We start from the raw sequence: 15,873 nt of genomic DNA on the forward strand, positions 1-15,873 counted from the left end.
TCTGAATGAAAACCTGCTTTAAGGTAGTTGGGAAGGGGTTTGAGGATAGCTATAGAGGTAAGTTTTGCAGAGTGACAATTAGAAAATCCTATTTAAAATTTCATTATAAGGTTTCTAGTAATTAAAAGATGTAATGCAGTAAAAATATTATAATGTGTAGATTTGCTGTTGGAATATAGACTTTTCAGATGAACTGTAGGAAGAGTTTAGTGTAAGGTGATTGATTAGGCTAGCAATAAATTTATAAATAAGAAAGATACAAGGGTGATTTAAAAAATATAAGTTTTTATTAAACTCCATCTAGTTTATGAAAAGTATATCTATATTTTTATGGGTAGAGCTGTAAATTTCTTGAATAAGGAAAGAAGATAAAGAGTTTGGAAGTTTTGATTTATTGTGAGAACAATAACATTCAATTTGTACAACAATAGCAGATATGAAATTGCTGGTTTTTTGTAACGCTAGTACAGAAAGGTATACTGAATGGTGTCTTTCGTATTGCTATTGATGAAGTCTTTTCTTATTGGCTTGAAAGATCTGCAAGCACTATTTGTTTATAGTGCAGATCTTTTTTTCAGGTGTCAGCTCGCTATAGAAATATAGCTAAGTCACTTGTTGGAGCCATTAAATAACGACTTTTTGTTTTAAAACGCAGGGTAGAAATCATTTTTTGGGTAAATCTATTATTGAATTTTTAATATTATGCGTACGCAAATTGATGAACAGGGAGTATAAATATTTGTGTAGTAGATAAATGATGTCTCATTCCAGATTTTATTCAATATTTCTTTTATAGCTACTCTTAAAACTTTTTGAACAACTTGCGGAAATTGGTAATCTAAAAAATTGCGTTTGATTTTTTCTTTGATGAAGTATATTTAATTTATTAATAATATTCTTAAGGTTTTAATTGAGAAAATTGAACAGATTTTTTGTTTAATTTGTTTAAATGGCATTGAGATTTATTTTACAGAGCTCACTTGATATTCCAGGAGTTCTTTAACTGAGTTTGGGAATTGTATTCAATATGTATTACATATTGATATTCCATGTGAAGTTAAGGCGGTTAAGAGCTGCTGCTTCAACTTTTTGTGTTAATCCGTAGTTTAATACAATGAAGGCAATAGAACAGCTTTCTATAGGAGGAGAACTTATTTCAACTTTAGAAAAAGAAGTAGCTTTATTGGTTGTGTAACATATATTAATTTTTCCTCTACATTCATAGATTAGGCCAATAATGCAGAGGAAAGTGAGAAATTTATTGCCTCTAGTTCTATTTGGGATCAGTATAAACAGGGTATTAAGTGTGATGCAACTTATGAGATATTATCAAGATCTAGAAAAAGAAAACTTTAATTTCTAAAAAGTAGTCACTAGCAACCTTATTTTGGATTCTGTGATAAAAAGAGTAACAAGTTCAATGACAAATATGCTAGGAAGAGTTTTGTAAAGACAGGTAAGAATATTTTCGTGGGGTGTTGGACAATATTTTATGTCGAAAATGTAAGAACCGATAGCTATTAACTCTTCTTCTTTTTATTATTTAAAGGTAATTTGATATTTTGGTAGATAATCAGATTAGGAATATTTATCAGAATATGATTGTATTCAAGGCAATATCATTGATTAATGATCAGATATCCTCAAAAGCTATTATAGTGTATATTATTCAATTGATATCAAACATTATTCGATGTTTGTTCTTAAAAATATTATAAGTATCAAATTAGATTTAGGAGTGAGATTAATAATTAGAATCAAGGAGATTTTTAAATGACTTTTGAATTAGTTGAGTTGCCTTATGATTATGATGCCCTTTCGCCTTATATGTCACGCGAGACACTTGAATATCATCATGATAAGCACCACCTTGCTTATCTTACGAATACTAATAATTTTATAAGAGATTTAGGCTTAGAAGATAAGAATCTTACAGATCTTATTAGAGAAAGCTTTGGAAAAAATCCTGGTTTGTTTAATAACGCAGCTCAGTATTATAATCACAACCATTTTTGGAATTGGATGAAGAAAGGTGGTGGAGGACAAAAACTTCCTGCAAAATTAGCTAAAGCTATCGAATCTGATCTTGGTGGTTATGATAAATTCCGTGAAGATTTTATAGCAGCTGGTGGTGCTCAATTTGGATCTGGTTGGGCGTGGGTTGCTCTTAAGGATGATAAACTAGAAATTATGAAAACACCAAATGGCGAGAATCCTTTAATTCATGATGCGCAACCTATTCTAGGTGTTGATGTATGGGAGCACTCCTATTATATTGATTATCGTAATGCTCGTCCAAAATATTTAGAGGCATTTGTGGATCATTTAATTAATTGGGATTATGTTTTAGAACTTTATGAAAGCTATGTATTATAGGACTGGGAGTGTATAGTTCATTATAATTAATAAAGGCTTCAAATTTATAGTTTATGAAGCCTTTCGTAGGATAAGATATTGAAGTTAGCAGTTGTTTTTTCCTACTATTTTCAGAATGTATGCGTATATATATGCAATCTCTTCTAATTTTGAGAAACGTCCAGCTGCCCCTGCGTGGCCTGTATCCATATTAATCCGTAATAAAACTGCATTATCATCTGTTTTTAAATCACGTAATTTCGCTATCCATTTTGCAGGCTCCCAGTACGTTACGCGAGGGTCTGTTAATCCTGCAATGGCAAGAATAGGAGGATATTGTTGGGCCTTGATATTATCATAGGGCGAATAGGAGGAAATAAGATGATAATCTTCTTCAGATTCAAGAGGATTACCCCATTCTGGCCATTCTGGAGGAGTTAGAGGCAATGAAGCGTCGAGCATTGTTGTTAGGACGTCTACAAAAGGAACATTTGCGATAATACCAGCAAAATCTTGTGGGGCTATGTTTGCTATGGCACCCATTAACATTCCTCCTGCTGAACCGCCATAAGCAATTAGTCGATCATGAGCAGTGAATTTATTATTGACGAGATGACGTCCACAGGCAATAAAGTCTGTAAATGTGTTTTTTTTAAAGAGGTGTTTTCCTTTTTCATACCATTCCATCCCCTTTTCTTTTCCTCCACGAATATGGGCAATAGCATAAATAAAGCCTCTATTGACCAGCGAAAATATATTACTATTGAAATTTGCAGGAATTGAGATTCCGTAGGCGCCATAGCCGTAAAGGAGGCAAGGTGCATTACCATTAAGATCAGTAGTTTTATGATAAAAAAGGGAGATAGGGATTTTCTCTCCATCACTTGCAGTTGCCATAATACGTTGTGTTATATAATTATCTTGATTATGCCCAGAAGGAATGTTTTGCGTTTTTAAAAGAATTTTTTTACGATTTTTTATTTCATAATCAAAAACTTGATTAGGGGTTGTCATGGATGAATAAATAAATCGAATAGTTTGGCTGTTGTATTCAGCTGCCCCTTGTAGATCTAAAGAATAAGCCTCTTCTGTAAAAGCAATAGAATGAGTTTTTTTAGTGGTCCGCTCCATGATTTGTATACGAGGAAGTCCCTCAAATTGTTCAAGCCAAATTAGAAATTCTTGATAAGCATCATGGGAAAGGACGAGATGCCCCAATTGATGTGGTACAATTTCAGACCAGTGTTCTGATTGCGGTAATGTATATGGTGCTACCATAATTTTAAAGTCTTTTGCATTATCTCGATTAGTGAGAATATAAAAGACATCGCCTCCTTCTGTGAGTGAGTATTCAATGCCTTTTTCTCTTTTTCGTACACATTGAGGAGAATTGAGAGGAGCATTGGCAGGGATCAGCCAGACTTCTGAAGTTTCATGATCATGAATATTAATATAAATAAAGTCATTCAGTTTAGAACCACTCACATATAGAAAAAATCCTGGGTCATTTTCACAAAAAATAAGTTTATCTTGAGCTTGATCAGTATTTAATCGGTGATAGTAAAGCTCTGAAGGGCGATGATTTCTATCCATTTTAGTATAAAAAAATCCTTCAGAATTGGCATCCCATACGATTTGTCCGGATGTATTAATGATTGTATCAGTATAGTGAGGCAATACTCCAAAATTATGAATTTTAGTTGTGTAATATTCAGAGCCTTTATCATCATAAGTCCATGCTGCATATTTATGATTAGGAGATATTTGAACTGAACCAAATTTGAAATAATCTTTACCATTCGCCAAAACATCACCATTAAGGTAAATGTTTTTTTCCCCACCATTTCTTGGTGTGCGGAAATAATGTGGTTGTTGACCTCCGATTACATAAGAGAATCCGTAGGCAAAAGGTCCATGTTTTATAGGAACAGAACTGTCATTTTCTTGAATACGGTTTTTCATTTCTGAAAAAAGTAAGTCTTGTAATGGTTTTGTATCAGCCATTTGATCAGTCTGATAAGCATTTTCTGCTTCGAGATGTTGTTGAATCTTTTTATCAAGACAGCTGGTTTTTTTTAAAACATCTTGCCAGTTTGAGGCCCGCAGCCAATGATAAGGATCTTCGCGGTAAATACCGTGATGAATTTCTTTATGAATAATTTTGGGTGCTTTTGGAGGGAGTATAGACGAACGAGGCATGCATAATCCTATGAAGATATCAGTATTTTCTATGTGTTAAATCAAGATTATTGATAGATTAATTCAAGTCCAATGCCTAATGGGTTTTTATTTATTTACAAAAATATAAGTTAGATGGATTTTATAATTTATATGCTACACTTTTATTCATGATATTTATTTTTATTATTGAAATTAAAAATAATTTCTTAAATTATTTTTTTGTTAAGAAAAGATTAATTTTTGATATCAAAATTGAAATTGATGGAACTCATACAAGGTGTGACGTTTTTATTTAAAATGAAAAATTGTTTTTATATTATAAATTTGCATTTGACATTTCTAGTTCTAATTTTATGCGTTTTTATTATATAATATGACAACAAAGAGAAGTTTATTTGATTTTTTTGTGTTAACGCAATTTTATAAAATAATTGAATTGACAAAAAAGATTTTTGTACAATATGAACCTTATATGTGTATAATCTCGTTATTACGAGTATAAATACAATGATGTCTCGGTTAAAATTAAAGGAAATAAGAATGGAACATCGTCCAGTCTTGGAGACTGAAAGCAATTTAGTTATTACGTTGGTTGCCGATATTGTTGCTGCTTATGTGAGTAATAATTCGATACGGCCGGCGGAAGTGCCAAGTTTGATTGCTGATGTTCATGCTGCTTTTCTAAAAGCGGGGAATATGACATTAGCGGAAGTTGAAGTCGAAAAACAAAGGCCTGCTGTTAATCCAAAACGTTCAATCTTTCCTGATTATCTTATCTGTCTTGAAGATGGAAAGAAGTTTAAGTCTTTAAAGCGTCATCTCATGACGCATTACGGGATGTTGCCCGAGGAATATCGTGAAAAATGGCAATTAGACAGCTCTTATCCCATGGTCGCACCTAATTATGCGAAAGCACGTTCAGCTTTGGCTAAAGAAATGGGACTTGGACGTAAAAGCGAAAAAAAGAAAATCAAATAGTTGCGTTATTTCAAAGATATTGTCTTAATTTGAAGTCTAGAAGTATTTTTTAGAAAGCATGTTAGTGATGAAGATTTAATGTATTTGGGGGAAAAAGAGTCTTATTGTTATAGAAAGCTTTCTGCACGAATTCGTTTAATCATTGCTTTAAGGCCATTAGATCGTTGTGGCGTTAAGTTTTCGTTTAGACCAAGCTTTGCAAGAAGTCCTTCAACATCAGCTACACGGATTTCAGAAGCTTTTTTGCCTGAATAGAAAGCAAGAAGGATGTAGATCAGACCACGTACAATGTGAGCATCAGAATCTCCTTGGAATGTTAATATTGGATTTTCTGAATTATCACGTGAGGAAAAAAGCCATACTTGACTAACACAACCACGAACTTTGTTAGTATCGTTTCGCGCACTTTCTGGAAAAGGTGGTAATGCATGGCCAAGCTCAATTACATAGTGATAACGATCTTCCCAGTTATCAAGCTGGGAAAAATCCTCTATAATATCATCGATCGTTCTTGTCATAATAAACTTCTTCCTTGTTTTCTGAGGCGCTTTTATGATGGCTTCTTGTTGACAGAAATTATCTTGTTTTTAATGAAGTTAATGAGAAGTACTAGAAGAAATAAGAGTATTTTTACAAGGTAATTTTATATTATTTATTTTCTTTTGGTTTTTTTGTACCTGTACTGAAGCTATTTTCTTGGGGAGCTCTCGTGTTTTTATTGCTAAATGTACGGTCAAGATATTCATAGATAATTTTTGAACCATTACGTGCGCGTTCACCCATTGATCCTAAAAAGGATTTTCCGATTTTACAAGCCTCTATGTTTCGTTCACAGAACATTCCTAAATCATTTATAGTTTCCTTAAAAGCAATAATTATATCTTTTGTTGTTGCATCAGTTTCTTTAGAGGAGGAAGGATTATTATTGTTTTGCTTCGTTGTAAAAAACGAGATGATGATAAAAATAAAAAATAAAAAAAATGCTGATTTTATTAAAAAACGTATCATATTAGACCAATATGCTGCTATTATAAATGAATATAAGGATAACTTATAATATTTTGATGCGGTATTCGTAATGCTTAATATTTTATGAAATTGAGCATTCATTTTGAATGATTTATCTCGTGAGTGATATTATAAAATATATATTTTGTGTTGTATATAAATGATATTTTATCATTGTTTTATTAAAAATTTAACATTAAATTTGTTTGTATATAGGAAAGTATTGAGAATGTATACCATTTGTGTTTTAAGTAGAATATAAATAGGATTATTACATTATAAGAGGTATGAACAGCGGGCATCTAATGATATTTAAATTAATATGCAGAGTGCTGTGCAACTTTTGTATGCTTTGTGCTGTTTTTATGGATAGTTTTAAGCAGAAAAGTATTTTATAAATACCCTCTTCCAAAATAATTGAATGAAATTTTAGACTTTTGAAATTAATAGGCAAAAATATAGAAAATTCTAGTAAAATACAGTGCATTTTTTAATATTACAGTTTAGAGCTAGTATTAAATTGTAGATTGAAATCCAGATAAGAGACTGATTTAGTTTTTAGTCTTTTTTCTCATTGTTCGGATTATTCATAGGACTTTCATAATTTTGCGAGTGAAGTTTTATTTTACGGCAAAAGAAAAAATAACCAATTTGTGTTAAAAAAATTAAGTAGTTTTTTATTATCTTGAAAATTTCAAATACAGTTATAGATGAAGTCTATGAAATTTGTTGAATACTAACAGCATGGATTACCATTTGCATATTATATTATATCTGAAATAATTATACTAATTTACTGTTATACAAAGGTATAAATTTATTATTACATTGTCTTTGAAAAGTGTATGCTGTATTTTACAATAAAGCTTAATTTGATTTTAAATGTTATCAAATATAGGTACAAAAGGAGTGTAATTAAATTAATTATATAATGCGACTGAGATAATAATAGAAAAAATAATTGGATGAGGTAATAGCTTAACATGAAATAAAATACTGTATAGTAGGAATTTCTTTTATTTGTGTTAAAGTTCTGTTGAATGTAAGATCAAAGGATAGAGAGTGGTAATATAAATAATTTTTCACTAACTGAAAATGAAAATAATATATGTTAGTTTCTATTATGGCAAATAAACGAAAGAAACGAAAAAATAAATCTGTAAAACAGAGGATTATTACTATAGCGTTTTTGACAGTAATGTTTCGTTTTGTTCTTTGGTTAATAAAACAGTTTTATCGCCATACATGTGCAAATGCTTGTTTAGTGATAGGGTTATTTATTTTTATTATAAGTTTTGGATTTTTTATTATGAATGCCTTGTTTTCACAAATGAAAATGCACCAAGATGTATTGACTAATATAAATTTAGCATTGGTTTCAGCTGTAGCAGAAGATTCTATTTTATCTGAAAAACAAATAAGAAACAAAGCGGATTCTCATATTATTTCTGCTTCTATTTCAAGTAGTTTACATTAAGATTTATCTTCGTGCTTGCTCAAAAAGCAATATCAGGAAATTTAGTAGATAGGTAGAAGAAATTGGCAAAATTAAATTATACGGTGGTCTTCTAGATGAAGTAAGTAACGCCAATATATATCATATTAGAACATAGTAGGAATATAAAATGATCCATTAGCATTTAAAAAATATTTTATTATAAATAATCAGAGAATTATAGTTTTTATTTATTAGGTATAGTGCATTAAAGATAGCAAATGCTTCAATAACGACATTGAATGCTTTACTCAAAGAAGCCATTTTAAATGTTGTATTGTGGATATTATTTTGAGAAAGGGAGCTTTATATATTTTCAGCTCTTAGAGAAATAATCATCTGTATAGAAGATTAAGAACTGAAAATGATTTTAAATAGTCAAAAATATTTACGCTTTCCCATAATAGAGAAATTGATTACAAGACTTTGATTAAAATACTAAAGTTGGTTTATTAAATTAAAGATCAGGGCAATTTTATTTATTGAATATACGACAAGTTGCTTTTGCAAGAAAGGATTCACTTTCTTTTTTTTCAAGTGGAGATGGAGTGAATACGCGTAAAATAGTAAAACCCTCATTTGATTTTTGAGAGACTAAAACTGGGTTAAGAGTATGCTCAATTTTTGAGTGTTTGAGTTTTGTTATTTGTAGAGGGCTTCCAATAATAAGATTGAGCTTAGCATTTGGAGTTGTTTTATCATTGAGGTTGTAGAAAATAATTCCTTCGCTTGTATAGGCTGACAATGACCAAAATTGTGTTGTTTGCGGAGTGGTTAAGTGAACAGGACCATTTTCCAGATTAAATTTGCATACTTTAAGAAGAAATAAAGGATCCATAGATTGGCGAATAGGATTATATGAAGCCAGGTCGACAAATTGATAAGGAGGCCCTATTTTTTCAAGGCTTGTCCATATATTATTTCGTGTGTAATGAGGAATTAACAGTAAAATACCAATATGAACAATGATTGTACTGATTCCTATAAGAAGAATTGTATGAATGAATTTAAACACATTTTTCTCCTGATGGAATTCGTTCTACAGAGGGCATCATAGGTTTTCGTAGTGCTGTTGTAGAGAGAATTGAAGTGTCATATAAGTTAAGGATAAGTCCAAATTCTTTTTTACTAGTTGATGCAAGCCAATTGCCTGTTTGCGGTGTTGGTGAAATATTTATCCGTAATGAACCATCATTTTCATAAATTACGTTGTAAGTGTGGAGTGCAGAAGGAGTATTGTTTGCTGAAGTGTATGGTTTAAGGAATTTATCAGCTGTGTACAGAGTAAAGAGGCGCGTTTCAGGAATGTGTCCTTTAAGTAAATAATGGCAGTCAGGATGTAACGGATGCCCCTGGTTATCTGTCCAAAGTTGGAAAGTCAGATTTTCTGGATATCCAAGGGAAATATCACCATGCTTTGCAGTGCGTGCGCGGGTGTAAGGATCAGCTTTAGCTGTTCCTATGTGTAAATAGCTCTTCCATTCTTTAATCTTTAAACACTCAAAATTGACGGTAATATTAAGCATATAATTAATGCTGAATATTCCACATAAAATGGAAAAAACGAAGATTAGAAAAGTAAAAGTGATATTAAAAAGCACTGTAGGATACTCAAATTGCATTTGTTGAAGAAAAAGTAGTTTTCGTATTTTATAAGGTCATATTTGGTAGTTTTTGTAGGTCTTTGTTGATAGAACGTATAGCGTTTAATGTTGCTGGTGAGAGTATTTGCGGCAATTTAGAAATGATATAAGGATTATTATCATGGGGAGAATTAATTGGTGACTGATAAGGCAAAATAGAATTTTTTACTCCATAGAGTGGTTGGAGAACTATATTTTGATGTGCATAGAGCATAATACGATGCCATATCATGGCAGGAATAACACCACCAAAAGCGCGATTCATAGATGAGAAATCATCATTTCCCATCCATACAGCGCCGGTATAATTACCAGTAAAGCCAACAAACCAAGCATCACGGTAGGCTTGTGATGTTCCAGTTTTTCCAGCAACAAGTGACATGGGCAGCGCTGCACGTTTACCAGATCCTCGTGTTGTAACGCCAACCAGCATTTGATTCATATAAGCAGCTGATTGTTTACTGATAACTTGATATGATTTCTTACCATTACGTGTCCAATCCCATATTACATGACCATCTATTGTGCTGATTCGTGTAAAGCCATGGCGATTTCCAGCTATGCCTCCATTAGCGAAGACATTAAAACCAATTGCTTGATCCATTGGTGTCATATTGGATGTCCCTAAAACCATGGTTTTGTGTGATAAAATATGAGAATTAATACCCATATTTTTAATCAAATTTCTGATTGGTTGAGTATCACGATTAAGATACTGGTAAGTAATATGGACAGGTACTGTATTAATAGAAAAGGCTAAAGCAGTTGCTAAATCGACATTGCCGATATAACGGCCAGAATTATTTCGTGGCGACCAACCGCCCCAATTGATAGGTTTATCAGAGACTATAGTATTGGGGGATAAACCATGTTCCATTGCAGTTGCATAAACGTATGGTTTGAATGAAGAACCAGGCTGTCGACCACCTTGTGTTGCTCTATTAAACTGGCTTTTTTCATAATCAAGTCCTCCGACAATTGCGCGTACAGCTCCGTTATTATCAAGAATAACGGTGGCTGCTTGTGTTACGTGATATTGTTGGCCATATTGGTATAGATAATATTCGATTGCTTCTTCTGCTGCTCGTTGAATATTTGGGTCAAGAGTGGTTTGAACAATTAAGGTATGGCTTGGTAATTGATTGCTGATTTGGCGTATTTCATCAAATGCCCAATCAAGAAAATAATTAGGCTGACTGTTTTTTACTTTTGTAATAATCTTAGCAGGGTAGCGGTATGCTTTGATAATTTGGCTATCCGTCATAAAATTACTGTCAACAAGATTAGATAAAACTGTATTTGCACGTGCTTGTGCAGCAGGTAAGTTGCTATGAGGAGCATATTTTGTCGGTGCTTTAAAAAGACCTGCTAATATAGCAGATTCTGCTAAAGATATGTTGCGTACATTTTTATCAAAATAAAATTTTGATGCCGCTGCAATACCAAAATTATTTCCTCCCATGTATACGCGTTCAAGATAGAGTTGCAAAATTTGTTTTTTTTTGAGATTTGCTTCCAGCCATAGAGCAAGATAAGCTTCTTTAATTTTGCGTGTTATAGTTCTTTCATGTGTTAAAAATAAATTTTTCGCGAGTTGTTGTGTAAGAGTTGAACCACCTTGAACGATAATTTTAGCTTGTATATTTTGTGTAATTGCTCGTATAAGACCATAAAAATCAATTCCCCAATGATGAAAAAAACGGCGATCTTCTGTTGCAAGAACTGCTTTGATAAGATAATCAGGCATTTCCTCGACAGGGACAGATAGAGCTGGTAAAGCTCCACGGTATCCAATAGAATTTCCGTAGCGGTCTAGAAAAAGAATGGAAAAATTCTTGGATGAATACCAATCTTTTTTTGTTAATTCAAAAACAGAAAGACCAACGATGGTGAATAAAGTAAAACCAATCAACCCTAATGTTAATGTTTCATCGAGGATTTCAACGATACATCGTTTCCATCCTCGTACATGAAAACGTTGTGAAATAAGAGCTGTTCTATTCCAGAAGAAATTGTGAAAAGTACGGATATTGTAAAGTGTCGTGTCTAGCCATGCGTCTAATTCAATAAGTTTAGGGCTATGGAATGGTTTATTTTGTTGGATTTTCTTTTTTTTTAAAAAATCAAACATAAAAAGCCTATGATAAAGTAATGCAACTGAACAATTTGATAATTAATTATATGGAGTATAAGAACTTTTTTGCTATAGGCATGGCAAAAAAAGAATTTATTTGGGATTTTGATACTTAGTTTATTTGACACATATATTTAGTTTTTATTTAATTTTATATTTTAAAAAATTTTTGTTATTTTAATTTTGCAGGTCATTAAAAAATGAATTTATAATTACTAAAATTTTAATATTACGATATATATATAATAAGGTTATATTTTTCTTTGTGTGATTTTAATTTAAGAAATAAACTAGTTCGTTTATTCGTTTTCTATTCAGATAAAATGACTTATAAAAAATTTTCTTTTTTCGATATTCATAAGTCTTATTAATTTAAATTTTTTAGCAGCTGACTGTATTAAAATAGGAAAAAAAGTTGCTATGCAATAAAATGGAACAATAACTTGTTCAACACCGAGTGTCGAAGATAGCAAAAATATGTGTGTGGTTGTGATTGTTTTTCCTGAGCATAATGAAGATAAATCACGATGTGTTGAGGTTGTTATTGCTGCCGATTCACTTTTCCAGGTGGAGTGATGCCTATTTTTAGGCAGTACAGAGTTTTATGATGCTTGTTTTAATGTTAACAGCGCGTGATCGTTGGTCTGATAAGGTACGTGGTGTTGATGCGGTTGCTGATGATTATGTCGTTAAGCCATTCTATTTAGAGAAAGTGACGGCACGGTTGCGCGTTTTAATTCGCCGTTCGATGGGACATGCAACAAATATGTTATTTTGTGTGAAGGTTTTATTAGATTCTAAAACTTCTCGTATTTTTATTGATAGAGAGTTAATTAAATTAACATCATATGAATTTCGGCTTCTGTCTTATACTATGCATCATAGCGATAAAGTAGTTGCAAGGACAGAGTTTATTGAGTACCTTATGATCAGGATTTTGTTAAAGATTCGAATACGATTAAAGTGTTTGTAAGGCAGTTGCGTAAAAAACTTGGAGTAGATTTGATTGAGACTGGTCGTGGATTAGGCTGTAGAATAAATAATGTTGGGTGACAAATGAGAGTTTTGAAGAATAATAACCGATTGAAGCGGTTATTTTTTTATTGAAAAATCTCTGGATCTACGTGTTATGATTTTATCAACATTATAGGCCATTATTTCATTTTTATCTGTTTCAGCAGTCAGTATTTATTCTATAAGTGTTTAAATTAACAAAGTTTGGATGGTATTCTTTCTTCTCATCTTTATAGTCTGATTATAGCTGTAACTGTTACATCTGAGGGATGTTTGAAAGGGAATCATAAATTTGGTGATATTCATTATTCAGATTCAACATCTGGATGGTATTGGGCGGTGTGGCCTGTATCATTTAATTTACATGGAAGATTGGTATCACGATCATTAGGAACTAAAGAAATTTTTTTACCGAGCGTTGTTAATGTCTCTTTTAATAGTCAATTTTTTCTCTCTTATCGAATAAAGGTATAGATGTGGAAAACCTGAAAGTTATTGAAAGTTTGTTATTTTTGATAATCAGAGTCATGTTGCTCGTTTTCGCTTTGTTGGAAATATTGATGAAGTGTATGCACAGGTAAATAATTTGAACAGACTTTACAAATTTTTCTGTGGAGTTTTGATATAAATAGTGTTCTCATCAATTTGTTTCTTATTTTTTAGTTTTCAGCTATTGAGATGAATTCAACAAACGTTGAATGATATTCGCATGGGAAAAACTGATTATATAAGTACAGATTTATTGAGTGAGGTTATGTCATTGGCACAAAAATGAATGCTTTTATTGATAATAATCAGCGTATTATTGAATAATTTCGAACTCAGGTTGTTAATCTTGCTCATTCATTAAAGACACTTTTATCAGTTATCATTAATAAAGTCGATAACATAGCAGAGGAACTAGCCCTCTTATTGCACGAGCAAGCTAAAATAATGCGTACTCAGATTAATCATTATTTGCGTCGTGTCCGGATTGCAGCACGGCGTGATAGTATTGTTTCTCATATAGCTGTTCGGGAAACAATTAATCGTTTGGTTAGGGTCATGAAAAAATTTAATTCTGGTAAACAGATTCAATTTACTATGGATGTTAATGATATTATTTTTTTCTGATAAAAAGGAAGATCTAGAGGAAATTGCGGGTAATGTGATTGAGAATGCTGCTCGGTGGTTTCGTATTAAAATCTTAATTTGTTGTTTTTGAGAAGAAAGTTTTGAAGAAACAGCATTCTTTAGTATTATTATTGAAGATGATGGTCTTAGTTTGACAGAAGAGCAAATTGATAAAGCTTTAAAAAGAGGTCAACGGTTTGATGGAAGTAAGCCAGGAACAGGATTAGGATTAGCGATTGTTTCAGTTATGGTCAGTGAATATGGTGGAAGCTTTTCTTTGTCGCGTTCTAAGCGGGGTAGATTATATACAAAAATTGTATTACCAAGATGATAAATGTATTTTCTTTTACTTGGTGTATATATCAAAGACGACATCTGTAATAACAAAGCAATATTTTGTATATAGCTTAAGATAGCAAATAATAATATCTTCGTGCCTTAATAGCTATCTTTGTATGTAATGGAGAATATAAATGAAAATTTTGTTTTTATGGTGTTATAGATATCAGAAAAATTGATGATGAGTTTTATGGTGTCATAATGCAGAAAGTTTTTTTATTACTGATTGGTATGCTGATTGTCAGTTTGTTAGGGTGTAGCCATACATTGAAATTAGATACAAAGGATCTCAATGTAAATGTAGAAGTAGAAGAGGTTAATTTCGATAAGATTAATGGGATGGGGACTGGTCTCCTTGGATCTTCTTTTATGCTATTATCTTTAGGCGATCGTTATAAAGTTTTGCAAGCAGAATATAATGCACTCGAATATGCTAACGCTGGAAAAAAAGTGCGTTGGGTATCTACAAAAAGAGGTATTTTTGGTGAAGTAAGTGCAGGGCAGTTTTATCAAGTTGGTTCACAAAATTGTCGTCAGTATAGTCATTCTTTTACACTTAATGGTATATCTGAAGTAGTTTACGGTAGCGCGTGTCGCAATCCTGATGGAAGTTGGATGCCTCTTATATAAGCGCTACAATTAATATAAGAATATGAAAGAAATTGGTTGTAGTTTTTTGATTTCTATATTGGTGTTAAAGTGATATGCTATTATCAGTTTTAGCTGCATTTTTTTTTACTTTTTTTACAATTATTTTTTTTCTGCTTTTTTATTGTAGAATAAGGCAAGAGAAAATTTCTTTTTTCAGTATTGATCACACTCAACACTGTGAGAGTAAAGCTGATTTTAAACGTTGCACTTTTGACGAAGAAAGTATACGAAAACTTTATAAATATCCAAAAAGTTTTTGTGCGCTTATAGTGCTAAGTCTTTTATTTATTTTTTTTGTAACATGGGGTGTTTATAGTCTGACGGGCAGTCCAAGAGTTAAAAGTTATTTTTTTAGTGAATTGATGGAGAGAGATCCCAATACGCTAAATGAATATGAAAGACTTATTCGTTTAGAAGTGCTTTTTTTTCGTATGCCTCATGATGGAAAGATAGCAGATGCATTGGCAGTAGGGTATCTTGAAGCAGGTCGTTTTCAGGATGCTGTGAATACCTATTTATATGCACTTCATTTAAATGGAGAAACAGCTCCAAGGCTGGTGGGATATGGTTTAGCGTTAGTTAATTACGAAGGAGGAGTGATTACGCAAGAAGCACAGGATGTTTTTCAAAAGGCTGTTAATTTAGCACCAAAAGATTTTTATCCTCATTTACTTTTAGCAAGTGCTTTTTATCAAGCAGGCCGCTCTTCTCAAGCGGTTCAGCTTTTACAAAATTTCCTTAATACAACGCCTAAGAATATTAAAGGAAGATCGCGTATTGAAGAAATGATTATTCAGTTGCGTAGTGTTTCTGATGAGCAAGATTTAGACTAATTTATAATTGCATAATTAGGTGAGTTTATTCAGAGATGGAAAAATACGTATAATTAAGTTTTACTTATATCAAAGAATATACAAAGCTATTTTAGTAAAAGGTAGGGCATGTATACAACATACATTGAT

Annotated in this window: 11 protein-coding genes and 2 pseudogenes; 7 read left to right on the forward strand and 6 right to left on the reverse strand. The window is 31.9% G+C overall.

Features of this window, described 5'->3' with window-relative positions; genetic code table 11:
• Positions 1-1,773 precede the first annotated feature (1,773 nt).
• Positions 1,774-2,376, forward strand: a complete 603-nt coding sequence (locus M4Z11_RS01895) for a superoxide dismutase (RefSeq protein WP_249675441.1) — start codon at positions 1,774-1,776, stop codon at positions 2,374-2,376.
• A gap of 84 nt (positions 2,377-2,460) precedes the next feature.
• Here M4Z11_RS01895 and M4Z11_RS01900 read toward each other — a convergent pair whose 3' ends face one another.
• Positions 2,461-4,554: a S9 family peptidase gene (locus M4Z11_RS01900; protein WP_249675446.1), complete on the reverse strand. Its 2,094-nt coding sequence runs from the start codon at positions 4,552-4,554 to the stop codon at positions 2,461-2,463.
• Between the two features lie 522 nt (positions 4,555-5,076).
• Here M4Z11_RS01900 and M4Z11_RS01905 point away from each other — a divergent pair.
• Complete coding sequence (locus M4Z11_RS01905; protein WP_249675450.1) at positions 5,077-5,514, forward strand: Ros/MucR family transcriptional regulator; 438 nt, start codon at positions 5,077-5,079, stop codon at positions 5,512-5,514.
• A gap of 107 nt (positions 5,515-5,621) precedes the next feature.
• On the opposite strand, the gene M4Z11_RS01910 is transcribed toward M4Z11_RS01905, so the two are convergent.
• Both M4Z11_RS01910 and M4Z11_RS01915 read right to left on the reverse strand, forming a co-directional pair.
• Positions 5,622-6,032: a SufE family protein gene (locus M4Z11_RS01910; RefSeq protein WP_249675453.1), complete on the reverse strand. Its 411-nt coding sequence runs from the start codon at positions 6,030-6,032 to the stop codon at positions 5,622-5,624.
• Positions 6,033-6,162: 130 nt separating this feature from the next.
• Complete coding sequence (locus tag M4Z11_RS01915) at positions 6,163-6,624, reverse strand: DUF5330 domain-containing protein (RefSeq protein ID WP_349628736.1); 462 nt, start codon at positions 6,622-6,624, stop codon at positions 6,163-6,165.
• A gap of 1,006 nt (positions 6,625-7,630) precedes the next feature.
• On the opposite strand from M4Z11_RS01915, the gene M4Z11_RS01920 reads away from it, so the two are divergent.
• Positions 7,631-7,999, forward strand: a complete 369-nt coding sequence (locus M4Z11_RS01920; RefSeq protein WP_249675455.1) for a hypothetical protein — start codon at positions 7,631-7,633, stop codon at positions 7,997-7,999.
• Positions 8,000-8,492: 493 nt separating this feature from the next.
• Here M4Z11_RS01920 and M4Z11_RS01925 read toward each other — a convergent pair whose 3' ends face one another.
• The 3 genes from M4Z11_RS01925 to M4Z11_RS01935 are packed head-to-tail and all read right to left on the reverse strand — an operon-like array spanning position 8,493 to position 11,791.
• Complete coding sequence (locus tag M4Z11_RS01925; protein WP_249675458.1) at positions 8,493-9,032, reverse strand: DUF1254 domain-containing protein; 540 nt, start codon at positions 9,030-9,032, stop codon at positions 8,493-8,495.
• Positions 9,025-9,618, reverse strand: coding sequence for a DUF1214 domain-containing protein (locus M4Z11_RS01930; RefSeq protein WP_409337878.1), 594 nt, complete (start codon positions 9,616-9,618; stop codon positions 9,025-9,027). The genes M4Z11_RS01925 and M4Z11_RS01930 overlap by 8 nt, the downstream gene beginning before the upstream one ends.
• 49 nt (positions 9,619-9,667) lie before the next feature.
• The gene (locus M4Z11_RS01935; protein WP_249675464.1) at positions 9,668-11,791 is read right to left on the reverse strand and encodes a transglycosylase domain-containing protein; all 2,124 of its coding nucleotides are present in this window, start codon (positions 11,789-11,791) and stop codon (positions 9,668-9,670) included.
• Between the two features lie 610 nt (positions 11,792-12,401).
• Here M4Z11_RS01935 and M4Z11_RS01940 point away from each other — a divergent pair.
• The 4 genes and pseudogenes from M4Z11_RS01940 to M4Z11_RS01955 all read left to right on the forward strand — a co-directional run.
• Positions 12,402-12,847, forward strand: a pseudogene (locus M4Z11_RS01940) (response regulator transcription factor); the annotation flags it as partial.
• Positions 12,848-12,850: 3 nt separating this feature from the next.
• Positions 12,851-14,252 (forward strand): annotated as a pseudogene (locus tag M4Z11_RS01945) (sensor histidine kinase).
• Positions 14,253-14,461: 209 nt separating this feature from the next.
• Positions 14,462-14,890, forward strand: a complete 429-nt coding sequence (locus M4Z11_RS01950; protein ID WP_249675469.1) for an RT0821/Lpp0805 family surface protein — start codon at positions 14,462-14,464, stop codon at positions 14,888-14,890.
• 74 nt (positions 14,891-14,964) lie between these two features.
• On the forward strand, positions 14,965-15,744 hold the full coding sequence (locus M4Z11_RS01955) for a tetratricopeptide repeat protein (protein WP_249675472.1): 780 nt from the start codon (positions 14,965-14,967) through the stop codon (positions 15,742-15,744).
• Positions 15,745-15,873: the final 129 nt, after the last annotated feature.

The sequence above is a fragment of the Bartonella bilalgolemi genome (assembly GCF_023500045.1).
GTDB lineage: Bacteria > Pseudomonadota > Alphaproteobacteria > Rhizobiales > Rhizobiaceae > Bartonella > Bartonella bilalgolemii.

Excerpts from the sequence above, each read along its gene's own strand:
- M4Z11_RS01895 (WP_249675441.1), top strand. The coding sequence starts at position 1,774 with ATGACTTTTGAATTAGTTGAGTTGCCTTATGATTATGATGCCCTTTCG.
- M4Z11_RS01900 (WP_249675446.1), bottom strand. The coding sequence starts at position 4,554 with ATGCCTCGTTCGTCTATACTCCCTCCAAAAGCACCCAAAATTATTCAT.
- M4Z11_RS01905 (WP_249675450.1), top strand. The coding sequence starts at position 5,077 with ATGGAACATCGTCCAGTCTTGGAGACTGAAAGCAATTTAGTTATTACG.
- M4Z11_RS01910 (WP_249675453.1), bottom strand. The coding sequence starts at position 6,032 with ATGACAAGAACGATCGATGATATTATAGAGGATTTTTCCCAGCTTGAT.
- M4Z11_RS01915 (WP_349628736.1), bottom strand. The coding sequence starts at position 6,624 with ATGAATGCTCAATTTCATAAAATATTAAGCATTACGAATACCGCATCA.
- M4Z11_RS01920 (WP_249675455.1), top strand. The coding sequence starts at position 7,631 with ATGTTAGTTTCTATTATGGCAAATAAACGAAAGAAACGAAAAAATAAA.
- M4Z11_RS01935 (WP_249675464.1), bottom strand. The coding sequence starts at position 11,791 with ATGTTTGATTTTTTAAAAAAAAAGAAAATCCAACAAAATAAACCATTC.
- M4Z11_RS01950 (WP_249675469.1), top strand. The coding sequence starts at position 14,462 with ATGCAGAAAGTTTTTTTATTACTGATTGGTATGCTGATTGTCAGTTTG.
- M4Z11_RS01955 (WP_249675472.1), top strand. The coding sequence starts at position 14,965 with ATGCTATTATCAGTTTTAGCTGCATTTTTTTTTACTTTTTTTACAATT.